The sequence below is a fragment of the Hathewaya massiliensis genome, assembly GCF_902143515.1.
GTDB lineage: Bacteria > Bacillota > Clostridia > Clostridiales > Clostridiaceae > Hathewaya > Hathewaya massiliensis.
In genome coordinates this window covers 190,532-215,018 of the sequence record NZ_CABFVD010000001.1, presented here as the reverse complement: position 1 = coordinate 215,018, position 24,487 = coordinate 190,532, and the positions used below count along the sequence as shown (strand labels likewise).

Genomic DNA, 24,487 nt, shown 5'->3' with positions numbered 1-24,487 from the left:
TAATTTTAAATTGTAAAAATAAAAACTTGCAAAAAAAATTTTTTATTTTTTAACTTGTATTGAAATTATGTGCTTTTTCATTTAAAATATACATATAATTTAAAAAAGATAAAATTTTTTGTTAATTCAAAGTCTAATTTTAGAAAAGGTTCAAAAAGTAACATTGTTATTATAATCGTTTATATGAAAGGGGGAAATTGGTTTACTAAAAATTAATAATAAAAATAGTAATACATATATTTAATAATATAAACAAGTTTATATTATTTTTTTAAAATAATTAGAATACGTTTTCATTTAATTTAAAGTTATAAAATTATTAATTAAAATTAAAAAGTATTTTAAAAATATTTTAATTAATAATTAATATAAATCTTATTTAATTTATACAAAAATCTAGGGGGGAGTATTTAATGGCTAAATTTATTCTTAAGAGAATTGGATATGGAATTTTTACCACGTTTATAATTATTACGCTAACATTTTTCCTTATCCGATTAAAACCAGGTGACCCACTTGCAGAAGGGGCTAAGAATTTACCAAAAGAAGCTAAAGAGGCTTACAGGAAGAAACTCGGATTAGATCTTCCAGTACATCAACAATATTTTAGGTACATTAAAAAAATTGTTTTTGAATTTGACCTTGGAGAGTCTATGATCTATGAAGGAAGAAGTGTAGTAGATATTATTGCAAAACATGGACCAATTTCTGCATCTTATGGGGGTATTGCTATACTTATAGAAGTTTTATTTGGGGTAACATTAGGTATACTAGCAGCCTTTAATCGTGGCAAATGGATTGACCAGGCTGTGGGAGTTTTAGTTATCTTAGGTATTTGTGTGCCTAGTTTCGTCCTTGCAGCATTATTACAATATGTATTTTCAATTAAACTTAAACTAGTTCCTGTTTTTGGCTGGGGTAAATTTTCTAATATGATTTTACCAGCTATTTCAGTATCCTTTGGAGGTATGGCTAGTTACTGTAAATTCATGAGAAACAGTACCCTAAGTGTTATTGGTGAAGATTACATTGTAACAGCTAAGGCCAAAGGTGTTAGTAAGTTTAGCCTAGTTGTAAAACACGTTATTAGAAATGCTATTATTCCTATAATTACTTTTTTAGCACCTGCAATAATGGGAATATTTATGGGTGGATTTGTTGTTGAAAGAGTATTCTCAATACCAGGCTTAGGAGATAACTATATTTCAGCTATTAGTAGTAATGACTATACTATGATAATGGGATTAACTGTTTTCATATCAGTTACTTATATTATAGCTCTTATATTAGTTGATATTTTCTATGGAATTGCCGACCCAAGAATTAGAGTTGGAGAAAGTAAATAATAGGAGGGAAAACCATGGCAGAGTTAACAACAAATAAAAGTACAAATCTAGAACTTACTCCAGAGAAGTTCCAGATTGTAGGCATAGATAGAGATGAATCAGAAAAAATAATGAGACCTAGTTTAACCTATTTGCAAGATGCTTGGAGAAGACTTAAGAAAAATAAACTTGCTATTTTATCAGCGATTATACTTATAGCTATTATTTTATTTACCATAATTGTACCTATAGTTGGTAAAGATTATACAAAAATAGATACTTCAGTTAAAAATTTAAAACCAAGTGCAAAGTTTCTATTTGGAACAGATAACTTAGGGAGAGATTTATTTGCTAGGGTTGCTCAAGGTGGAAGAGTATCTATACTAATAGCAATAATCTGTACATTCTTAATGACTGTAATGGGATGTGCATATGGTGGAGTTTCAGGATATTATGGTGGATTAGTAGATGATATTATGATGAGATTTATAGAGATACTTGGAAGTTTACCAAACCTTGTTTTAACCATATTACTATCTCTTGTATTGGGTAGAGGAATGTTTTCTTTGGTATTAGCAATTTCATTAACCTCGTGGATAGGTACGGCTAGAATAGTAAGAGGTAAAATACTTCAACTTAAGGAACAAGAATTTGTTCTTGCAGCTCAATCACTAGGAGCTGGAGCTTCAAGAGTTATTGTAAAGCACTTACTTCCAAATACATTTGGACTTGTAATGGTTGATATCACTTTCTCAGTACCATCTTTTATATTCTATGAGGCTTTCTTAAGTTATATAGGACTAGGAATTGCATCACCAAATACAAGCTGGGGAGCATTAGCATCTGCTGCACAATCAAAAATTCAATTTTACCCTTACCAGTTGTTTTTCCCTTGCTTATTTATTAGCTTGGTAATGTTGTGCTTTAACCTATTTGGAGATGGTTTAAATGACGCATTAGATCCAAGATTACGTCAATAATGGGGGGAACAATAAATGGAAAAAATTTTGGAAGTTAAGAATTTAAGAGTATCTTTTCATACTTATGCAGGAGAAGTACAGGCAGTAAGGGGAGTGGATTTTTACTTAAGTAAAGGAGAAACCTTAGCTGTGGTTGGTGAATCAGGATGTGGAAAATCTGTTACATCTAAAGCTATAATGAGGCTTTTACCAACACCACCATCAGAAATAAAGGAAGGTTCAGAAATATTATTTGAAGGTAAAGATCTTTTAAAATTAAAAGAAAAAGAAATGAGACACTATAGAGGTGCTGAAATATCAATGATATTCCAAGATCCTATGACCTCGTTAAATCCAACTATGACTGTTGGAAAGCAAATAGCTGAAAGCTTAATTATTCATAGAGGAATGAACAAAAAACAAGCTCTTGAAGAGGCTGTAAGATTATTAGAACTTGTAAAGTTACCTAATGCAGCTAAGAGAGCAGCTCAATATCCGCATGAATTTTCAGGTGGTATGAGACAAAGGGCTATGATAGCTATAGCACTTGCTTGTAATCCTAAGATTCTTATAGCTGACGAACCCACTACAGCGCTAGACGTTACAATTCAAGCTCAGATTATGGATCTTATAGGCGATCTTCAAAAGAAACTTGGCACGGCAGTTATATTAGTAACTCATGACCTTGGAGTAGTTGCAGATGTTGCCCATAGAATTCAAGTTATGTATGCAGGACAAATTATAGAAAGAGGACTTACAAGTGAAATATTCTATAATCCTCAACATCCATACACATGGGCTTTACTTCAATCAGTACCAAGATTGGAAACTGAAAATAAAGAGACTTTATATGCATTAGGTGGTACTCCACCAGACTTGGTTAAACCACCAGTTGGATGTCCATTTGCAGCTAGATGTGAATATTGTATGCCTATTTGTAAAGAAGCATTACCAGAAGTTACAAGTATATCAGAAACTCACGAAGTTGCATGTTGGTTAAAACATCCAATGGCACCTAAAATAGAAACACCAAAAGTTTTAGTATCAGGAGGTGCAAAATAATGTCAGATAATAAGGTTTTAATTGATGTGAAAAACTTAAAAAAACATTTTAAAGTAGGGCCTAAAGCACTATTAAAAGCTGTTGATGGGGTTAATTTTCAAATAAGAAAAGGTGAAACCTTAGGACTAGTTGGAGAATCAGGTTGTGGTAAAACAACCTGTGGAAGAACTGTAATGGGACTTTACGATGCTACAGAGGGAGAAGTATTATTTGATGGAGTAAGCGTTCATGGATTAAATAAAAAAGAAAAGAAAGAATTCGCAAGAAGAGCTCAAATAATATTCCAAGACCCTTATGCATCTTTAAATCCAAGAATGACTGTAGGAGATATAATTGGTGAAGGAATTGATATTCACAATTTATATACAGGGCAAGAGAGAACAAATAAAATATATGAACTACTAAATTTAGTAGGATTAAATAAAGAACACGCATCTAGATTTCCACATGAATTCTCTGGAGGGCAAAGACAAAGAATAGGTATAGCAAGAGCACTTGCTATAGAACCAGAGTTTATAGTGTGTGATGAGCCAATATCCGCTCTAGACGTGTCGATACAAGCACAAGTAGTTAACCTACTTATAAAATTACAAAAGGAATTAGGATTAACTTATCTTTTTATAGCACACGATCTTTCCATGGTAAAACATATATCTGACAGAGTTGGTGTTATGTATGTTGGACATTTAGTGGAACTTGCAGGAAGTGAAGAGTTATATGCAGAACCAATGCATCCATATACTCAAGCTTTACTTTCAGCAATACCAATTCCAGATCCTGATGCTGTAAAGGCTAAAAAGAGAATCCCATTAGAAGGGGAAGTTCCAAGTCCAATCAATCCTAAACCAGGATGCAGATTTGCAGGAAGATGTAAATATGCAAAGGAAGAGTGTTTTGAAAAGACACCAGAACTAAGAGAAATTAAAAAAGATCACTTTGTAGCTTGTCATATTTTGTAATATATATGATATTATAAATATTGATTAAACTAGATTAAAAGTATAAAGTTCACTATTATTTTATATTAACTTTTATTTAATTTAATTGGGGAATACGTTAAGTTATTATTGATTTATTTTTAACTTTAAGTTATTCTATATTTAGGGGTAAGTTAATGGTTATGTGCCATTAACTTATTCCTATGCAATTAAAGTGGGGGCATACAAAATTTTACTTTCTATCTTAGAAAAGATATAAATTAATCCTATGGAAAACCTTTACTATAAGGTTATATCTATATTTTGAAAGGGGCAAAAAAATGAAAAGTAAAAAGCTTTTAGCTACTTTGTTAGCAGTTTCAATGATTTCTTCTGTTGCATTAGTAGGATGTGGTGGCAAGGAAGAGGGAAAAAATGAGCCAGGAAAAACAGAACAAAATAAGCAAGAAAAATCAGAAGAAAAAGATGCTGAACAATTCTTGAATTCTGCTGGTGGGGAGCCAACTTCATTAGATCCTGCTATGGTAAATGACGATACTTCAATGACACCACAAGGGTTATTATACGAAGGCTTAACAAGATTAACACCTCAAGAGGATGGAACAGGTAAATTAGAACCGGGTGTTGCAGAAAAATGGGATATTAGTAAAGATGGATTAATATATACCTTCCATCTTAGAAAAGATGCTAAATGGTCAGATGGACAACCTGTTACTGCTAAGGATTTTGAGTATTCATGGAAGAGACTATGTAATCCAAAAACAGGAGGAAAGTCTGCATTTATATTAAATAACATAATTAAAAATTCCTCTGAGGTAATAAAGGGTAAAAAACCAGTAGATGAATTGGGAGTTAAGGCAATTGATGATAATACTTTTGAAGTAACTCTTCAAGAACCATGTGGATACTTTATGGATTTAACATACTTCGGGGGGTTAAAACCTGTAAGAAAAGATATAATTGAGAAATACGGAAAACAATATGGGACTGAAGCTCAGTATGTTGTAGGTAATGGAGCATATTCTTTAAAAGAGTGGGTTCATAAGAATAAAATGACCTTTGAAAAAAATAACAACTACTGGGATAAGGATAAGATAAATCTTAAAACTGTAAACTGGAAGATAATTAAAGATTCAAATGCCAAACTTCAAGCATTCCAAAGTGGTGAAATTGATTCTATATTTGTTACTGAACCTGAATGGATAGAAAAGTTTAAACAAGATGAAAACAATGAATTTATAAATTCTCATGGTAACAATGTGGATTATTTACTTATGAATGTTGGAAAAAATAAGTTCTTAAAAAATGAAAAAGTAAGAAAAGCCCTTGCTATTTCCTTTAGCAGAGAAGATTTTGTTAAAGGAGTATGGAATGACCAAGCGGTTCCTATGTATGGGTATGTTACAGAAGGTTTAACTCTAGATGGAACTTCATATAAAAAGTTTGTGGATAATGATTTTATTAAGAAAATTGCTGAAGAAAACAAGGATCCTAAAAAACTATTACAACAAGGACTAAAAGAATTAGGATTACCTGAGGATACGTCAAAAGTAAGCTTTACATTACTTGCAAGAGGAACAGGGGAATCTGAAAAACAAGAAGCAGAATTTTTCCAACAAAAATGGCAGGAAAGTTTAGGGATTGATGTAAAGGTACAGCAAGTGGATTTTAACATAATGTATGATAGGGTTGAAAAAGGTGATTTTGATATGGCATTTAACGGTTGGTTTGCTGATTACAACGACCCAAGTGCCTTCTTAGATGCATTCCATTCAGGAATTGGACAATATAAGGCAGCTGGTTGGAAAAATGAAAAATATGATAAGAATGTAGAAAAGGCAAAGAAAACCTTAGATCCTAAAGAAAGAGCTAAATTATATGGAGAAGCTGAAGAAGAACTTGTTTATAAAGATACACTTATAATACCAGTAATGAGCACTAAGAATCCAAGATTTAGAAAAAAATATGTTAAGAACTTAAATACAACAGAATTTGGACGTGACGATTATAAAGGTGCTTATACAGCAGGTAGAACAAAATAAAATAATATATAATAACCTATAAGGGGTATGTATTAAATAGTGTAAGAAGAGGGGCTATAGATATTTTTATCTGTAGCTCTTTTTAAAAAAGATAAATACAGAATTTTTTAATATTTCTATAGACAGGGGAATATAATAGTCATATAATATATAAAAAGAAGTATAACTAGTAATATATAGAATTATTAAGGCGTATCTATAATTAAAATTTATATTATTTGAAATTTATGAAAACTTTATGTTGATTTATTTTGAAGTTTATTGTATTATATAATAAAACAAAATAAGTGGAATATTAATAATTTTCACAAAATTAAGGGAGTTTATAATTTTTATTATTTTATATATTGAAAGGGGAATACATCAATGAAAAGTAAAAAGCTTATGGCGACTTTATTGGCAGTAACTGTAGTTGCATCTTCTGCTTTAGTTGGATGTGGCGGAGGAAACAAGGAAGACCAAGTAAAAGATAATAACAAGAAACCAGATGTAGCAACAGAAGAAAAGGATGCACCTAAGGATGCAGAACAGTTCTTAAACGAGTATAGTGGTGAGCCTACAACATTAGATCCAGTAAAGGCTACAACTAATACAACTTGGGCTCCACAAGGGATGATTTATGAAGGATTAACAAGATATCAACCTCAACCAGATGGTACAGGAAAAATGGAGCCTGGAGTAGCAGAAAGCTGGGAAGCTAGTAGTGATGGTTTAAAATATACTTTTAAACTAAGAAAGGATTCTAAATGGCATGATGGCAAACCTGTTACAGCAAAGGATTTCGTTTATACTTGGCAAAGAGTAGTAGATCCAAAAACAGGCTCTGGATATGGTACAGTATTTAACGGTATTGTTAAAAATGCAACTGACATTGCAAATGGAAAGAAAAAACCAGAAGAATTAGGGGTAAAAGCTGTAGATGATAATACATTTGAAGTTGAACTTGAAAAACCATGTGCATTCTTCATGGAATTAACTTATTTCCCAGTTTTAAAACCTGTAAGAAAAGATATCGTTGAAAAATATGGTAAAGAGTATGGTTCAGATGCAAAATATATAATGGGAAATGGTGCTTATAAATTAACAGAGTGGGTTCATAAAAACAAATTAGTATTTGAAAAGAACAATGATTTCTGGGATGCAAAAAATAGATTTATAACGAAAGTTACATGGAAAAATATACCAGATGAAAATGCTAAAATGCAAGCATATCAAAATGGAGAAATAGATTCAGTATATACATCAGATGCCAATTGGGTAGAAAAGTTTAAATCAGAGGATACATCAAAGCATATAACTTCTCCTACTAATAGCGTAGAATATTTTATAGTAAATGCTAAAAATGAGTACTTAAAGAATGCTAAAGTTAGACAAGCTATAACTTTAGGGTTTGATAGGGAGGAATTCTGTAAGAATATTATAAATGGTGTTGGAATTCCAGCTTATGGATTAATTCCACCAACAATTTCAGTAGCAGAAGGAAAACCTTACACTTCTTTAGTTAAAAATGACTTTATAAAACAATTACAAGAAGAGCATAAGGACCCTAAAAAGTTATTACAAGAAGGCTTAAAAGAATTAGGAAAACCAGAAGATACATCTAAGGTACAAATTAGATTATATTCAAGAGGAACTAGGGAACAAGATAAAGAGGAAGCTGAATTCTTCCAACAACAATTTAAACAAAAACTTGGTATAGAACTTAAGGTTGAACAAATGGAATACGATATTATGTATGACAGAGTAGATAAAGGAAATTTTGACCTTGCTCTAGGTGGATGGTTTGCAGATTGGGATGACCCAAGTTCTTACTTAGACAACCATAACTCTGTAGATGGTTATTATAGAAAAACTGGTTGGGTGAATAAAGAATATGATGAGTTATCTAAGAAAGCAAAAAACACTAAAGATCCAAAAGAAAGAGCTGAGCTATATGGAAAAGCTGAAAAAATCTTATTACATGATGAATCAGCTATAATTCCAATATATATTGGTAAGAGATCAACATTTAGAAGAAACTATGTTAAGAATTCATTCGCAACGAACTTTGGATTTGGAGACCTTAAAGGTATTTATATTTCAGGAAGAAAAAAATAATATAATTTAATTTAAAAACTGGAGTAGCTAAAGCTATTCCAGTTTTTTTAGAATAAAATTGCCCTCTTTAGTAAAAAATATATATAAATAATATATTTTACGGAGGGATAGACATGGGAAAAACTCCCCTAAAAAAGGTTATTAAGTCTAAAATTAAAGCTAAAAAAGAACTAACGGAAATGGAAATGTTAAGAGAAAGGATTAAATATGAAATAGCTGAGGAACTAGGACTTAAAGATAAAGTAGATAAGTATGGTTGGTCAGGACTTACTGCAGAGGAAACAGGAAGGATTGGAGGAATAATGACAAAGAAAAAAAGAGAGCTGAAGATACCTAAAAATGATGATATAATATAAGGCTATTTACACTAGTAAATAGCCTTATATTAATATATTTCTATAAATACACTTGATAAAGAGGATTTTTATTTTATAATATAAATATAGTATAGACAAAGGGAGAAGGATAGATGGATAGTTATAGGGATTTATCTTCAGTTTATGATGAACTTATAAATCAAGATGTAGATTATAGGCTTTGGGCAGATTTTATATTAGAAAAATGCAGACAATACAATATTAATAAAGAATACTATTTAGACCTTGCTTGTGGAACAGGAAATTTAACTTTAAATTTATGTAAAGATTTTAAACATAGCTGGGCTGTGGATTTATCTCCTTATATGCTAAGTAAGGCAGAAGAAAAGTTAAGGGGAAAGAGGATAAAATTTATATGCCAAGATATATGTGAATTAAAATTAAATAATAAATTTAATCTAGCAACCTGTGCTCTAGATGGTACTAATTATATTTTAGAAGAAGAAGATTTATTAAGATTTTTGAAAAGTGTATATGAGCATTTAGAGCATGGAGGATTATTTATCTTCGATATAAATTCTTATTATAAGCTAACAGAAGTTATGGGTAATAATGTATATAATTATGATAATGAGGAAGTAGTGTACATATGGGAAAATTATCTTGAAGAAGACATATTGAACATGTATCTTACATTCTTTGTGAAAGAGGGAGAGGTATATAGGAGGTTTGATGAGCAGCATAGAGAAAGGGCTTATAAAACTGAGAATATAGAGAAACTTTTAGAAGAAGCAGGATTTACATTAAAAGAAAAACTTAATGGATATAGCAATTGCGAAGTTAAAATAAATAGTGAAAGAATATTATTTGTTGCGCAAAAATAGTTTATTTAGGAGGAAAAACATATGAGTGATAGATTAGTTAGAGGAACAGCAAAGGATGGACAGATTAGGGTAATAGGAGCTATTACTACTGATATAGTAAATGAAGCTGTAGAAATCCAAAATACAACTCCTACAGCTACAGCAGCCTTAGGTAGAATGCTTACTGCTGGTGTGTTAATGGGAGCTATGCAAAAGTCAGAAAAGGATAAACTTACTTTAAAGATGGATGGTGGAGGAGAAGCAAGAGGAATTATAGTTACTTCATATGCAAATGGAAATGTAAAAGGTTACATAGGGAATCCACAAGTAAACTTACCTGCTAATAGTAAAGGGGAATTAGATGTGGGTGGTGCTATAGGAAAGGATGGAGAACTTCTTGTTATAAGGGATATGGGACTTAAAGAACCTTATGTAGGAAGAGTTCCAATATATACAGGGGAAGTAGGAGATGATTTAGCGTACTACTTTACTGTATCTGAGCAAGTTCCATCAGCAGTGGCACTAGGTGTATTAGTAGATACAAATCTAAAGTCAAAGGCTGCAGGAGGATTTATAATTCAAATGATGCCTGGTGCCGATGAAATGTTAGCAGATATATTAATGTATAGATTAGAAGAAATTCCTTCTGTTACAGAGATGATATCCTCAGGTAAAACTATAGAAGAAATACTTCAATATGTTTTTGAAGACATGGATCTAAAATTACTAGACAGTAGTGTACCTAAATACTCTTGCGATTGCAGTAGGGAAAAGGTAGAAGGGGCTTTAATAAGTATAGGAAGAAAAGAACTAGAGGATATATATAAGGATAATAAAGATGAAGAGATAAAATGTCAATTTTGTGGTAAGCAATACTTATTTACATCTCAAGATATAAAGGATATATTAGATAGAGTTTAAAATATAAATAGAGTTTCTAGCCTCATAAGAAAGCCTTATTATTATGAGCTTTAGAACTCCGTATTCACAGGCATAACTGCTATAAAATCTGCTTTAAGAAGGAGTAGGGTTTAGAGTTGTGAGCCATGGGATAAATTGAAGGAATCTAAGGATTAAAAGAAGCTTAAGAGATTTAATAAACTTAAGCTTCTTTTTAAATTTTTTAGTAACAATAAGTTTGTTAGTACATACTATAGAATTATAAGAGTAATAATTAAATGGCGCCATAGCCAAGTGGTAAGGCAGAGGTCTGCAAAACCTTTATCCCCAGTTCAAATCTGGGTGGCGCCTCCAAGACCAGTGATTTTATCACTGGCTTTTTAAATCTCCTTATCCTAAGGTTATGCCCTGTAATACTCCCATCATTTATATAATTAAAATTAAGAGCAATTAATTCCTAGGATAAGGAGTTTCTATAAAGCTAAAACTTTCTTTATATAGAGAGAATGCTACCCCTATCAACTAACTTTCCATCTCTTAAAAATAAAGGTTCTACCTTATGCTCCTTTAAAAAGTTTAATACTTCCTTTCCATAAACATAATGTTCTAAACTCCCATAAAAGGCTAGAACTTTATCTTCAACTAAACCGCAAGTTCCACCTATAAAACCATAGTTTAATCCTTCTAGAATTATATCTCCAGGTGGAAGAAGCAGTACGTTAAAATTTTCTTTGCTCAAAATCTTTGCTATGGAAGTATCACTGGTTATTATGGACCTGCTATCTACTACTGCTATAGAACATTTTGTATATCCCTGTTTTACATGAATTAATTTCTTATGTCTATTTAAATCTAATAGCATTTTATCCGTAAAGTTTAGGTTATGAACAAAAATATTATCCAGGGTAAGTGCATTTAATATAATATCTTCAGGATAGGAACTACATAAAGAATTATTAGAATAAATTACATTAAATCCGTTTTCTTTAATACGACATAAAAAATCATAATTCATGTCCTTATGAACTAAAATATTCTTATAATCTATAATGTTCATTAATATATCAGGATGAGCGCTAATAGCTGTATAGAGGGATTCACAACTAGGAACTTTAAAAATTTTTTTCTTTAAATTTTTTAAATTATCTAGCTCTATGTTGTTAATTCTATTATCTACAAATAAAAAATTCAAAACCAATCACTCCTTATTAGAAAAATTATATCATAAAGCATGATAAAGATATTGTCGATAAATGAAGATATAATTTTGAATATACATAAAAAAAACACACATAATAAACTTAAAGGAGTGAGGTGACAATGTTAATAAGCACAATAGTTTATGACAACAGCTTAAAAGACTTTACAGAAGATATAGGAGCTATTAAAAATTATTTTGATGTCAAAGATATAAAACTAGGAATAAAAGAAGAAATAGTTAATAACAAATATTTTGTAAATATATATTGTAGTAATTATATTGAAAAAGATTTATATATTAAAAATAATTTTTATATATATTTAAGTATGGTATTATATGACTTCATTGTAGATGAGTTTTGTGAAAAAGATTTAGAAGATGAAATTAGGGATAGATATTTCTTTTTAAAAAATACTGAAATCGATTTTTTAATTAATAAGATAAAAAGTGTATTAAAATCCGAAAAAGTATCTATAAAATCTGAAGATGTATATTATATAAATATTAAAAATAGCATACTAAGAAATATCTCCTCTTGTATTGAAGAGAGTAATGAATTTAATATAAATGGATTTTTGAATTTTAGAAGTAGGGGAATAAAAGAAGAATTAACTTCTATTTCAGATTCAGTTATACAAAATTATATAAGTGAAAAAGAGTATAGGGAATTTATTAAGTTATTAAAATACTTTGTTGATGTACAAGAAAGTAAAATAGATGAGGTTAATATTATAGTTACAGATAGGGGTGAATATGTTTTAAAAGATAAAAAAGGAGAAGAAATTTTAAATGAATTTTTAAAAGATCTTGAAGAGGTAAAATTTACTGGAACTATTGGTATGGAGGATATAATAATAAGTGGACTTATTACTAATGTACCTAAAAGAATTGTAATTCACTGCAAGGAACACTTTGAATCTACAGAGTTTATAAATACTATAAAAGATGTGTTTATGGAGAGGGTAGCATTCTGTACAGGGTGTGAATTTTGTAAAATAAACAAGTATAGAGTAAAGTTATAAATTTTACTTGACAAAAAAGAAAAGTTGTAATAAACTTCATATAAAGAAAACTTAATAAGTTAAATGCGATGAAGAGGAAGAGTAAACAAATTGCTGTTCTCAGAGAGGAAAGACCATTGGCTGAAAGTCTTTCTGAATAAGTTTTGTTGAAAACCACCTCCGAGTATAGTATTGAATTTTTAGTAGATATTTACGCAGCCAGCGTTAAAGGTATATTTAAGTGGATAGGAGTTATTCCTATCAATTTGGGTGGAACCGCGAACAACTCGTCCCATGTTTTGGGATGAGTTTTTTTATATAAATTTTTAAATTATAAGAATTATTAATTAAGAAATATACTTATTTAGATAGTTAAGGAGGAGAAAGTATGGTTAAGATAACACTTAAAGATGGAAAAGTATTGGAAGTTCAAAAAGGAACAAAAGTAAGTGAAGTTGCAATGAAAATAAGTCCTGCTCTATATAAAAAATCCTTAGGTGCTTTGGTAAATGGAGAAAAGGCTGAATTAATGACAGAACTTAATGAGGATTGTACATTAGAAATATTGACTTTTGAAGATAAGGGTGGACAAAAGACTTTAAGACATACAGGAGCACATATTTTAGCTCAAGCAGTAAAAAGACTTTATCCAGAAGTTAAGCTTGCTATAGGGCCTGCTATAGACAATGGATTTTATTATGATTTTGATGCTCCATTTTCTTTTACACCTGAAATATTAGAAAAAATAGAAAAGGAAATGGAAAAGATAATTAAAGAAGATTTAAAATTAGAGAAGAGTGTACTTTCAAGAGAAGACGCAATAAAACTAATGAAGGAAAACGGGGAAGATTACAAAGTAGAGTTAATTGAAGATCTTCCAGAAGATGAAGTAATTTCACTTTATACACAAGGAGAATTTACTGATTTATGTGCAGGGCCTCATGTGCCAAGTACAAAAATAGTTAAAGCAGTAAAATTGCTATCTATTGCCGGTGCTTATTGGAGAGGCGATGAAAATAAAAAAATGCTTCAAAGAATTTATGGAACTGCATTTACTAAGAAAAGTGAATTAGAAGAGTATTTGAAGTTATTAGAGGAAGCTAAAAAAAGAGACCATAGAAAATTAGGAAAAGAATTAGATTTGTTTGGATTATTGGAAGAAGGACCAGGATTCCCATTCTTCTATCCAAAAGGAATGATATTAAGAAATGCATTAGAGGAATATTGGAGAGAAATGCATAATAAAGCTGGATATGAAGAAATTAAAACTCCAATTATCTTAAATGAACAATTATGGCATAGATCAGGACATTGGGATCACTATAAAGACAATATGTATTTTACAAAAATCGATAATGAGGACTATGCGGTAAAACCAATGAACTGTCCTGGATCTATTTTAGTTTATAAAAGTCAATTACACTCTTATAAAGAATTCCCTCTAAGACTTGCAGAACTTGGATTAGTTCATAGACATGAATTATCTGGTGCGCTTCATGGACTTATGAGAGTAAGATGTTTTACTCAAGATGATGCTCATATATTTATGACAAAGGAACAAATAAGAGAAGAAATTATAGGGGTTATGAAGCTTGTAGATGAATTCTATAAAGTTTTTGGATTTGATTACTTTGTGGAAGTTTCAACAAGACCTGATGATTCTATGGGAAGCGATGAAGATTGGGAGATCGCAACAAATAGCTTAATAGATGCACTAAAAACTATTAATAAGGATTATACAATTAACGAAGGTGACGGAGCTTTCTATGGTCCTAAAATAGACATACATCTTAAAGATTGCTTAGGAAGAACATGGCAATGTGCTACTATCCAATTAGATTTCCAAATGCCAGAGAGATTTGACTTAACATATATAGGAGCAGATGGAGAAAAGCATAGACCGGTAATGGTTCATAGAGTTATATTCGGAAGCATAGAAAGATTTATAGGCATATTAATTGAACATTTTGCAGGGGCATTCCCATTATGGCTTGCACCAGTACAAGTTAAAATTATGAATATAACAGATGCTCAAGAAAAATATGCACAAGAAGTTTATGAAAAATTAAAATCTCAAGGTATAAGAGCAGAATTAGATTTAAGAAACGAAAAAATAGGCTATAAAATAAGAGAAGCTCAGTTAAAGAAAGTTCCTTATATGCTTGTTCTAGGGAATAAAGAAATGGAAGAAGGAAAAGTTGCAGTAAGGGCTAGAAAAGAAGGGGATTTAGGAGCAATTACTGTAGAAGACTTCTTAAATAAAATTAAAGAAGAAATAAATACTAAAGCTCAATAAAAAAGCTTGACAAACATAATATATTAGATATATAATGTTTATGTTGTTAAAAATTAATACTTAAACAAAGTAGAAATTGTCGTTTCTCACCTAACAGCGGTGCTAGTTAGGTTAATCATTATTAGTTAATTCATTAGTAAAAAAATTACTTTTGTATATAATAGAGACGGCACTTGCCGTCTCTTATTTTATATTAAATTCTTAACCGGAGGTGGCTAATATAAATAAAAAGGAACAATTATTGAATGAAGAGATCAGAGAAAATGAAGTTAGGGTTGTATCTGATGAGGGAGAACAATTAGGCATAATGTCATCAAGAGAAGCTTTAACAATAGCTGAACAGAGGGAAAAAGATTTAGTTTTAATTTCCCCAGGTGCTAATCCACCTGTATGTAAAATAATGGACTATGGCAAATATGTATATGAACAAACTAAAAAATTAAAAGAAGCAAAAAAGAAGCAAAAAATTACTAGTATTAAAGAAGTTAGATTAAGTCCAACAATAGAAGATCATGATATTACAATAAAAGCTAACAATGCTAGAAAGTTTTTACTAGCTGAAGATAAAGTTAAAGTTACAGTTAGATTTAGGGGCAGAGAAGCTGATTATGCGCATATAGGTCAAAGAATATTAGAAGAATTTCATTCTAAGCTTGAAGACGTTTGTGTTATAGAAAAAAAGGCTAAATTAGAAGGAAGAAACATGATTTTAATTTTAGCTCCTAAAAAATAAATACTACGTTTAGTAAGGAGGAAACAAATATGCCAAAAATGAAAACTCATAGAGGGGCAGCAAAAAGATTTAAGAAAACAGGAACTGGAAAGTTAAAAAGAGCTAAAGCTTATAAAGGGCACTTATTAACATCAAAATCTCCAAAAACAAAGAGAAATTTAAGAAAATCTACATTAGTTTCTGATTCACAAGAAAAAGTAATGAAGAAATTATTACCATATCTATAATAGGTGTACTTAAGGAGGTAGTGAAATGGCAAGAGTTAAAAAAGCTGTAAATGCTCGTAAAAAACATAAAAAAGTATTAAAACTTGCAAAAGGGTATTATGGTTCAAGAAGTAAATTATTTACAACAGCTAATGAAACAGTAATTAGAGCGTTAAATAACGCTTTTATAGGTAGAAAATTAAAAAAGAGAGATTATAGAAAACTTTGGATAGCTAGAATAAATGCTGCAACAAGAATGAATGGAATGTCTTATTCAAGATTCATGAATGGTATAAAACTAGCAGAAATAGATATAAACAGAAAAATGCTTTCTGAAATAGCTATAAACGATCCTAAAGCTTTTGCAGAATTAGTAGAAGTTGCAAAAAAACAATTAGAATCTAAATAGTAATGTAAGGTGCAGCTGCGGCTGCATTTTTTGTATTTAAGCTTAGAATTAATAACAGCCATAATTAATAACAGTTATTATGATATCTTAAAACTACATTTAAGAAACCTATAATGTTAAAATAAAAATCATACAATAATGTTAAAATAAAAATTATATAATAAGGGATAATAATTAATACTAAGATTATAATAGCTTCTCTATATTTTCTTTAAAGAAAATAAGTTTTATAATCTATAAAGAGGGGAGTGAAATGTTCTGCGTTAGCTTACGCTATAATAATGTAGAGTTATTATAATGTATATTATAAAGTTGAATATACAACAAAATCTAAAGGGTTTTGTAGAGCTAAAATTATGAAATTAAATAATTTTTTAAATAAACATACAAAGTTGAAACCAGTACAGGTTCTTGCTATAGGATTTGGTTTTGTAATATTTGCAGGTGCACTGCTTTTAATGTTACCTATTTCATCAGCTCAGGGAAACTGGACCAATTTCGTTGATTGTTTGTTTACATCTACATCTGCAGTATGTGTTACTGGCCTTATAACCTTAGACACAGGAATTTATTGGAGTTATTTTGGTAAAACCGTAATTATAAGTTTAATTCAAATTGGTGGTTTAGGATTTATGTCCCTTGCAACTTTAGTGTTTTTATTATTAGGTAAAAAAATTACCCTTAAAGAAAGACTAGTAATGCAGGAGGCTATGAATTCTTTTTCACTTCAAGGGTTAGTAAAAATGTCAAAGTACGTTTTGTATTTTACATTTTCCATTGAAGGTATAGGAGCATTAATTTTATCTACTCAGTTTATTCCTAAGTTTGGTCTTAAAAAGGGAATTTATTATAGTATATTTCATGCTATATCTGCCTTTTGTAATGCAGGCTTTGACTTAATGGGCAATTTTAGTAGTTTAACAGCCTATTCTAATAATGCAGTTGTTATACTTACTATTGCTACCTTAATAGCAACTGGAGGACTAGGATTTTTTGTGTGGAGTGAGATTTATAATAGAAAGATGATTAGAAAGTTTTCTCTGCATACAAAATTAGCTATATATGTAACAGCATTTTTAATTGTAGGTGGATCAATTTTAATGTTTTTATTTGAAATGAACAATCCTGCAACTATAATGAATAAAGGCATTAAAGAAAAGGTTTTATCTTCAATTTTTGCTTCAGTATCCCCTAGAACAGCCGGATTTAACTCAATATCTACTTCAGATATGAGCCTGCCAGGTAGGTTTTTAACCATACTTCTTATGTTTATAGGAGGATCACCAGGTTCTACAGCAGGGGGAATAAAAACAACCACTGCTGGGCTTTTAATATACACTCTTATTTCAGTTATAAGAGGAAGAGAAGATACAGAAATAGGAGATAAGCGAATTTCTAAGGAAATTGTATACAAGGGAATAGTTATATTAACTATAAGTTTTCTATTAGTAGTAACTGTAACTATGATCTTAGCTATTACAGAAACTGGATTCACCTTAGAGGAAATACTCTATGAAACAGTATCTGCTTTTGCTACAGTAGGTCTTACTTTAGGTATAACTACAAAACTTAGTGTAATTGGAAAAATCATAATTGCAATTACCATGTATTTTGGAAGAGTGGGTCCATTAACTATAGTGCTTGCACTTACAAATAGAAATGGAAATAAGGGGAATATAAGATATCCTGAAGAAAAAATCTTAATTGGTTAAAGAGGTGTAGAATTATGGATAAAAAACAATATGTGGTTATAGGTTTGGGGAGATTTGGAACATCTGTGGCAGAGACTTTATATAATTTAGGGAATGATGTTCTTGTTATAGATATTGATGAAGAAAGTGTTCAAAATATATCAAATAATGTTACACATGCTATACAAGCAGATGCTACAGATGAAGTAGCTTTAAGAGAAGTAGGTGTAAGGAATTTTGACGTAGCTATTGTAAGTGTAGGTTCAGACATACAAGCTAGTATAATGGCAACAATTTTATTAAAAGAATTAGGAATTAAACAAGTAGTTGCAAAGGCAACTAATGCTATGCATGCAAAGGTTCTAAAAAAGATTGGGGCTAATAAAGTTGTATTCCCTGAAAAGGATATGGGTGTTAGAGTAGCTCATGGATTAGTATTTTCTAATATATTAGAGTATATAGAACTATCTCCTGATTATAGTATAGCTGAATTTATAAGCCCAGTAGAATGGAACGGTAAAAGTTTACAAGAGTTAAATATAAGAGGCGAGTTTGGAATAAATGTTGTAGCTATAAGAAGAGAATCGGAAGTTGACGTAACACCTTTCCCTACTGAAATAATAAATAAAGATGATGTAATTGTAGCCATTGGAAATGTTGAGGATTTAAAAAAGTTAGAAAATAGGATACAGTAGAAGGAGTTTTCTTGTGGAATTAGAATTTATTCAAAGTAAAAATAACTCTTTAATAAAAGAAATTAAAAAACTTAAAGAAAAAAAATATAGAGAAGAAAAAAACTGTTTTATAATAGAAGGACTTAGATTTACAGAAGAAGCTATAAATTCAACTTTTACCATGGAATATATGTTTTTTAGTGAAGATTTTTTAGAGCGAGAAGAGGGAATACAATTACTTAATAAAGTAAATAAAGAGACGAAAATATATAAGGTCACAAGAGAAATTTTTAAAACCTTATGTAGTACAGAAACACCTCAAGGGGTTCTTGCAGTAATTAAAAATAAAGCTATTAAGGTAGAAGAAAATCATGGTTTCTATGTCCTAGTAGATAAGGTTCAAGATCCAGGGAATTTAGGAACTATAATAAGAACAGCTCATGCTAGTGGTGCACTAGGTGTTATATTAACTAGAGGAACTGTAGATCTACATAATGAAAAAACATTAAGATCTACCATGGGATCTATATTTAAGGTTCCTATAATTAAAGATAATAATTTTGATTTTACTAAAAACTTAAAAGATCATGGATTTAAATTAATAAGCAGTTCCCTAGATACAGAAACAAATTTTTATAGCTTAAATTTAAAAGAGAATGTCATAATAGCAATAGGCAATGAGGGAAATGGAATAAGTAAGGAAGTTTATGAACTAAGCGACTTAAAAGCAAAACTTCCAATGCCAGGAGAATCTGAGTCATTAAATGTAGCAGTTGCAGCAGGTATAATGATTTATGAAATAGTAAGACAAAATGTATTTGAAAAATTTAAATAAAACATATATAATAAGTATTAAATTTAATAAATTAAAAGCTATGAAGGAGAGAGTAGGTATATAAGCCTTACAGGGAGAGTAGATCTTTGACTGAGAATTTACTTAAGATAACTTTTATATTGAAGTTCACTCTAGAGCAGTAATGATGAATTTAGTAGTCATTAACGGATATATATCCGTTATAAATACAGAGTGGGGGATATCACATTAAAAATAAACACTACAATATATTGTGCTAATTTTAAATTTTCAGGTCAATTATTGTATGTAAATTCTTTAGTGTGATAGCCTCAATTAGGGTGGTACCACGATAAAGTCGTCCCTGTTTTGGGGAAGGGCTTTATTTTTTTGCAATTAAGTTTCTTTAAATAAAAAAGGAGGATTAAAATGAAAGAAAAACTGGAATCAATAAAATCTTTAGCATTAGAAGAAATAGAAAAAGTTTGTTCTAAGGAAGAATTAGAAGAGCTTAGAGTAAAATTTCTAGGTAAAAAAGGAGAATTAACGAGCATATTAAGAGCAATGGGAGGACTTTCTAAAGAAGAGAGACCTGTAATAGGTAAGCTTGCCAATGAGGTTAGAGAGGAAATAGAAGGTAAATTATCAAAGGCTATAAAGGATATAAAAGATAAGGAAAAAGAAGAAAGATTAAAATCAGAAATAATTGATATATCTATGCCAGGCATAAAAAAAGAAATAGGAAGAAAGCATCCTTTAGAGTTAACTTTGGAGAAAATAACAGATATATTTTTATCTATGGGATTTTCAATTGAAGAGGGTCCAGAAGTTGAGTATGACTATTATAATTTTGAAGCATTAAATATTCCAAAGGACCATCCTGCAAGAGGAGAGCAAGATACTTTTTATATAAATGATAAATTAGTACTTAGAACTCAAACATCACCAATTCAAGTAAGGACTATGGAAAATCAAAAACCACCAATAAAAATCATAGCACCAGGTAAGGTTTATCGTTCAGATGCTGCTGATGCTACACATTCACCAATTTTCTACCAAATAGAAGGTCTTGTAATAGATAAAGGTATTACCTTTGCTGATTTAAAAGGTACCTTAGAATTATTTACAAAAAGAATGTTTGGAGAAAAAATGCAGACTAAATTTAGACCTCACCATTTCCCATTTACAGAACCTTCAGCAGAGGTTGATGCAACTTGTTTTGTATGTGGTGGAGAAGGTTGTAAGGTATGTAAAGGCAGTGGCTGGATAGAGTTATTAGGCTGCGGAATGGTTCACCCACAAGTGCTAAAAAATTGTGGCATTGATCCTACTATATATAGTGGATTTGCCTTTGGATTTGGTTTAGATAGAATGGTTATGCAAAACTACGAAATAGATGATATAAGACTTTTATACGAAAGTGATATGAGATTTTTAAATCAATTTTAAGAAGTATAAAATATAAATTTTTGCAGGAGGTTTGATTATGAAAGTACCTTTTAAATGGTTAAAAGATTATGTTAATATAGATATTTCTCCAAGAGAATTAGGAGATAGACTAACTTTAAGTGGTTCTCAATTAGAAGAGATAATTATATCAGGAGAAGAAATTCAAAAGGTTGTAACAGGTAAAATAGAAGAGATAACAAAACATCCTGAAGCAGATAGATTATCAATTTGTCAAGTTAATATAGGTGAAAAAGAAAATATTCAAATAGTTACAGCAGCAACTAATATGAAAGAGAAAGATATTATTCCAGTAGCCTTACATGGAGCAACTCTTCATGGAGGAATGAAAATCAAAAAAGGAAAACTTAGAGGAGAAGTTTCAAACGGAATGTTTTGTTCTGAAGAGGAACTTGGAATTGCTGATGGTAAGAAAATTGAAGGTTTAATGATTCTTCCTGAAGATACTGAACTAGGTAAGGATATAAAACAGGTTTTAGGCCTTGAAAGCGCAGTATTAGATTTTGAAATAACATCTAATAGACCAGATTGTCTAAGTATAATAGGTATGGCAAGAGAAACAGCTGCAACTTTAGGCACTATATATACTATGCCAGAGCTTAATTATACAGAGGATAACAGTGCAAAGGTTAGTGATGCAGTTTCAGTAGAAGTAAAGGATGAAGATTGTGCAAGATACATGGCAAAGTATATTAGGGATGTTAAAATAGGGCAATCCCCAGAGTGGATGCAAGAAAGGTTAATCGAAGCAGGCATAAGACCTGTAAATAACATAGTAGATATAACTAATTTTGTAATGGTAGAGCTTGGTCAGCCAATGCATGCTTTTGATAGAAGAGAAATTAAAACAGATAAAATAGTGGTTGAAAAGGCAAGTAACAATACTACACTTAAAACTTTAGATGAAGTAGAAAGAAAACTTGATGATACAATGCTTTGCATAAAAGATAGTGATAGAATAATCGGCATTGCAGGTATAATGGGAGGATTAGATTCAGAAATTAAAGAAGATACTTCTGAAATAATTTTAGAGTGTGCAAGTTTTAATCCTGTATCTATTAGAAAAACTTCTTCCAAGTTAGCCCTTAGAACAGATGCGTCTGGAAAGTTTGAAAAGGAATTAGATCCTAACAATGTAGAAGTTGCAATGGATAGAGCTTGTCACTTAATAGAAAAATTAGGTGTAGGAAAAGTTGTATCAGAAGTTATAGATATCTATGAAAATAAGAAAACAACACATACAGTGCAAGTTAATTCAAAATGGATAAATGAGTTTTTAGGAACTGAAATAAGCATAGAAGAAATGGCAAAAATTTTAAATAGTTTAGAATTAAATACAGAATTAAAGGGGGAGGATTTACTTATAGAAGCTCCTACCTTTAGATGTGATATAAATATAAAAGAGGATATTGCAGAAGAAATAGCAAGAATATATGGATATAATAATATAAAAGCAACAATTCCCCACTGTGAAACTTTAAAAGGTGGAAAAAGCCAAAAACAAAATTTTGATCAAAAGCTTAAAAATACTTTAATTTCTTTAGGATTAAATCAATCTATAAGTTATTCTTTTATAAGTCCTAAGGTATTTGATAAAATATTAATGGATAAAGATAATCCTCTTAGGGAAGCAGTTAAAATTAAAAATCCTTTAGGAGAAGATTTTAGCATAATGAGAACTACTACTATAGGATCTATGATGGATTCTCTAGGAAGAAACTATGCTAAAAACAATGATGTTGTAAGATTGTTTGAAGTAGGAAAGATATATATTAAAAATAGAGATGAAGATAAAATACCAGAAGAAAGAAATATATTAACTATTGGAATGTACGGTGAAACTGAGTACTTATATTTAAAGGGTATTATAGAAGAACTTTTAGGGATACTTTCAGTAGAAAAAGTTTCTTATAGAAGAGAGTCAGAAAACAAAAGTTTCCACCCTGGAAAGACTGCAGCTTTATTTATAAAAAATGAATATGCAGGTGTATTTGGTGAGGTTCATCCTGATGTTTGTGAAAATTATGAAGTGGATGCTAGGGCATATATTGCAGAATTAGATTTAGATGTAATATTTAAAAATCATAAAGAAGATAAGAAATATGTAGAGATACCAAAATATCCAGCAGTAACTAGAGATATAGCTATATTAGTTGATGAAGAAATATTAGTTCAAGAAATAGAGGATACTATAGTTAAAGCAGGTGGAAACATTTTAGAAAGCATAAAATTATTTGATGTTTATAAAGGAAAACAGGTTCCAGAAGGAAAGAAAAGTGTAGCTTATGCCTTAATCTATAGAACTCCAGAGAGAACTTTAAAAGATGAAGAAGTAAATAAAGTTCACGATAAAATAGTAAGAGCCCTAGAACATAAATTAGGTGCAGAATTAAGATAAACATTTAAAAATCAAGCACATCTATGCAAGGTATATAGATGTGCTTAATTTTTTATATTAATTTATAGTTTAACATAATGTATTTTTGTGTTAGAATATATGTTAATAATGCATATATGGGGTGTTTCTATGAACTATGTATCAGTTAAAATTGATGACTTTGAATACTCATTAAAAGGTATTGAAAAACCGGAATATTTATATAAAGTAGCAGGATATGTTGATGAAAAAGTTAAGGCAGTAAAGGAAAACAATCCTAAACTAGGTGCAAGTAATGCAGCTATTCTTGCTGCTATAAATGTGGTGGATGATCTTTTTAAATTTAAAATAGAACAAGAGGATTTAGAGAATAAGTTAAATAAAAAAGAAGAAGAATTTAATAAGATTTTAGAGAAATACAACGAAGTAATAAAAGAAAACTTAAATGTTATGGAAGAAAATTCAGGACTTAAAGAGGAATTAAAACTTATTAAGGAAGAATTAAGACTAATTAAGGAAGAAAATACTTCAATTAAAAAAGATAATACATCACTTAAAGAAGAAAATACAGTAATTAAGGAAGAAAATATAGCACTTAAAGAAGAAAATACAGTAATTAAAAATGAAAACACATCAATTAAAGAAGAAAATAAATCTATTAAAAATGAAACTACACTAATTAAAGAAGAAAATAGGTCAATTAAGGAAGAGAGAAATCAATTAGAAGAAGAACTTAATAAAGTAAAAATAGAAGCAAAAAACATTGAAAAAGAGAAAGAAAATTTAATAGAAAAATTAAATTTTAAAGAAGTTGAGCTAGAAGAACTTAGAGCTAAGTCTTCATTAGAGAGTAAAGAAGAGGTAGAAGCTCTTAAGTTAGAACTTGAAAGTTTAAAAGAGCAAAATCAGATTTTAGAAGACAGTGGAAAGAAATATTTACATCAAGTTAAAATGTTAAAAGAAAATAATAGAGAATTAAGATTTAATATGCAGACATATAAATATAAGGTTTTGGATATGGAAAAGAAATTACAAGAAAATCAAATTTATCTTGCTCGAGAAAAGTTGAAGAAAAATCCATTAAAAAATAATAAAATATAAGTTTAGAAGTACAGTTAAAACTGTGCTTTTATTTT

General features: G+C 30.0%; 21 protein-coding genes, 1 tRNA gene and 2 other annotated features. Of the genes, 21 read left to right on the top strand and 1 reads right to left on the bottom strand.

Features of this window, described 5'->3' with window-relative positions:
- The first annotated feature begins 413 nt into the window (after positions 1-413).
- The 10 genes from FNZ64_RS01000 (at position 414) to FNZ64_RS00955 (ending at position 10,857) form a co-directional block, all read left to right on the top strand.
- The gene (locus tag FNZ64_RS01000; protein ID WP_142413018.1) at positions 414-1,346 is read left to right on the top strand and encodes an ABC transporter permease; all 933 of its coding nucleotides are present in this window, start codon (positions 414-416) and stop codon (positions 1,344-1,346) included.
- Between the two features lie 14 nt (positions 1,347-1,360).
- The gene (locus FNZ64_RS00995) at positions 1,361-2,305 is read left to right on the top strand and encodes an ABC transporter permease (RefSeq protein WP_142413017.1); all 945 of its coding nucleotides are present in this window, start codon (positions 1,361-1,363) and stop codon (positions 2,303-2,305) included.
- Between the two features lie 15 nt (positions 2,306-2,320).
- A complete protein-coding gene (locus tag FNZ64_RS00990; RefSeq protein WP_142413016.1) occupies positions 2,321-3,346 on the top strand; it encodes an ABC transporter ATP-binding protein in 1,026 nt (341 codons plus the stop codon).
- Positions 3,346-4,305 carry an ABC transporter ATP-binding protein gene (locus tag FNZ64_RS00985; RefSeq protein ID WP_142413015.1) on the top strand — a complete coding sequence of 320 codons (960 nt, stop codon included), beginning with the start codon at positions 3,346-3,348 and terminating at the stop codon, positions 4,303-4,305. The genes FNZ64_RS00990 and FNZ64_RS00985 overlap by 1 nt, the downstream gene beginning before the upstream one ends.
- A 299-nt stretch (positions 4,306-4,604) precedes the next feature.
- Entirely contained in the window at positions 4,605-6,326 is a 1,722-nt protein-coding gene (locus tag FNZ64_RS00980) for a peptide ABC transporter substrate-binding protein (RefSeq protein ID WP_142413014.1), read from the top strand.
- Between the two features lie 366 nt (positions 6,327-6,692).
- Entirely contained in the window at positions 6,693-8,423 is a 1,731-nt protein-coding gene (locus tag FNZ64_RS00975) for a peptide ABC transporter substrate-binding protein (RefSeq protein WP_142413013.1), read from the top strand.
- Positions 8,424-8,536: 113 nt separating this feature from the next.
- Complete coding sequence (locus FNZ64_RS00970) at positions 8,537-8,779, top strand: alpha/beta-type small acid-soluble spore protein (protein ID WP_142413012.1); 243 nt, start codon at positions 8,537-8,539, stop codon at positions 8,777-8,779.
- Positions 8,780-8,892: 113 nt separating this feature from the next.
- Positions 8,893-9,624, top strand: a complete 732-nt coding sequence (locus tag FNZ64_RS00965; protein ID WP_142413011.1) for a class I SAM-dependent DNA methyltransferase — start codon at positions 8,893-8,895, stop codon at positions 9,622-9,624.
- A gap of 21 nt (positions 9,625-9,645) precedes the next feature.
- On the top strand, positions 9,646-10,524 hold the full coding sequence (gene hslO, locus FNZ64_RS00960) for an Hsp33 family molecular chaperone HslO (RefSeq protein WP_142413010.1): 879 nt from the start codon (positions 9,646-9,648) through the stop codon (positions 10,522-10,524).
- Positions 10,525-10,783: 259 nt separating this feature from the next.
- A tRNA-Cys gene (locus FNZ64_RS00955) sits at positions 10,784-10,857 on the top strand.
- A gap of 139 nt (positions 10,858-10,996) precedes the next feature.
- On the opposite strand, the gene FNZ64_RS00950 is transcribed toward FNZ64_RS00955, so the two are convergent.
- Positions 10,997-11,695: a DUF6873 family GME fold protein gene (locus tag FNZ64_RS00950; protein WP_142413009.1), complete on the bottom strand. Its 699-nt coding sequence runs from the start codon at positions 11,693-11,695 to the stop codon at positions 10,997-10,999.
- Between the two features lie 128 nt (positions 11,696-11,823).
- On the opposite strand from FNZ64_RS00950, the gene ytxC reads away from it, so the two are divergent.
- The 11 genes from ytxC to FNZ64_RS00895 all read left to right on the top strand — a co-directional run bounded on the left by ytxC (position 11,824) and on the right by FNZ64_RS00895 (position 24,452).
- Positions 11,824-12,726, top strand: a complete 903-nt coding sequence (gene ytxC, locus FNZ64_RS00945) for a putative sporulation protein YtxC (RefSeq protein WP_142413008.1) — start codon at positions 11,824-11,826, stop codon at positions 12,724-12,726.
- A 59-nt stretch (positions 12,727-12,785) separates the two neighbouring features.
- Positions 12,786-13,003 (top strand) — a binding site (T-box leader).
- A gap of 90 nt (positions 13,004-13,093) precedes the next feature.
- The gene (gene thrS / locus FNZ64_RS00940) at positions 13,094-15,001 is read left to right on the top strand and encodes a threonine--tRNA ligase (RefSeq protein ID WP_142413007.1); all 1,908 of its coding nucleotides are present in this window, start codon (positions 13,094-13,096) and stop codon (positions 14,999-15,001) included.
- A 220-nt stretch (positions 15,002-15,221) separates the two neighbouring features.
- Positions 15,222-15,734, top strand: coding sequence for a translation initiation factor IF-3 (infC, locus tag FNZ64_RS00935; protein ID WP_423244929.1), 513 nt, complete (start codon positions 15,222-15,224; stop codon positions 15,732-15,734).
- Positions 15,735-15,763: 29 nt separating this feature from the next.
- A complete protein-coding gene (rpmI, locus tag FNZ64_RS00930; protein ID WP_142413005.1) occupies positions 15,764-15,961 on the top strand; it encodes a 50S ribosomal protein L35 in 198 nt (65 codons plus the stop codon).
- A 25-nt stretch (positions 15,962-15,986) separates the two neighbouring features.
- A complete protein-coding gene (gene rplT, locus FNZ64_RS00925; protein ID WP_142413004.1) occupies positions 15,987-16,349 on the top strand; it encodes a 50S ribosomal protein L20 in 363 nt (120 codons plus the stop codon).
- 356 nt (positions 16,350-16,705) lie between these two features.
- Positions 16,706-18,061, top strand: a complete 1,356-nt coding sequence (locus tag FNZ64_RS00920; protein ID WP_142413003.1) for a TrkH family potassium uptake protein — start codon at positions 16,706-16,708, stop codon at positions 18,059-18,061.
- A gap of 14 nt (positions 18,062-18,075) precedes the next feature.
- Complete coding sequence (locus tag FNZ64_RS00915; RefSeq protein ID WP_142413002.1) at positions 18,076-18,735, top strand: potassium channel family protein; 660 nt, start codon at positions 18,076-18,078, stop codon at positions 18,733-18,735.
- A 13-nt stretch (positions 18,736-18,748) separates the two neighbouring features.
- Positions 18,749-19,549 carry a TrmH family RNA methyltransferase gene (locus tag FNZ64_RS00910; RefSeq protein WP_142413001.1) on the top strand — a complete coding sequence of 267 codons (801 nt, stop codon included), beginning with the start codon at positions 18,749-18,751 and terminating at the stop codon, positions 19,547-19,549.
- A 31-nt stretch (positions 19,550-19,580) separates the two neighbouring features.
- Positions 19,581-19,876, top strand: a binding site (T-box leader).
- A gap of 60 nt (positions 19,877-19,936) precedes the next feature.
- On the top strand, positions 19,937-20,956 hold the full coding sequence (pheS, locus tag FNZ64_RS00905) for a phenylalanine--tRNA ligase subunit alpha (protein ID WP_142413000.1): 1,020 nt from the start codon (positions 19,937-19,939) through the stop codon (positions 20,954-20,956).
- Positions 20,957-20,993: 37 nt separating this feature from the next.
- Positions 20,994-23,372, top strand: coding sequence for a phenylalanine--tRNA ligase subunit beta (pheT, locus tag FNZ64_RS00900; protein WP_142412999.1), 2,379 nt, complete (start codon positions 20,994-20,996; stop codon positions 23,370-23,372).
- A 129-nt stretch (positions 23,373-23,501) separates the two neighbouring features.
- A complete protein-coding gene (locus FNZ64_RS00895) occupies positions 23,502-24,452 on the top strand; it encodes a cell division protein ZapA (protein WP_185903636.1) in 951 nt (316 codons plus the stop codon).
- Positions 24,453-24,487: the final 35 nt, after the last annotated feature.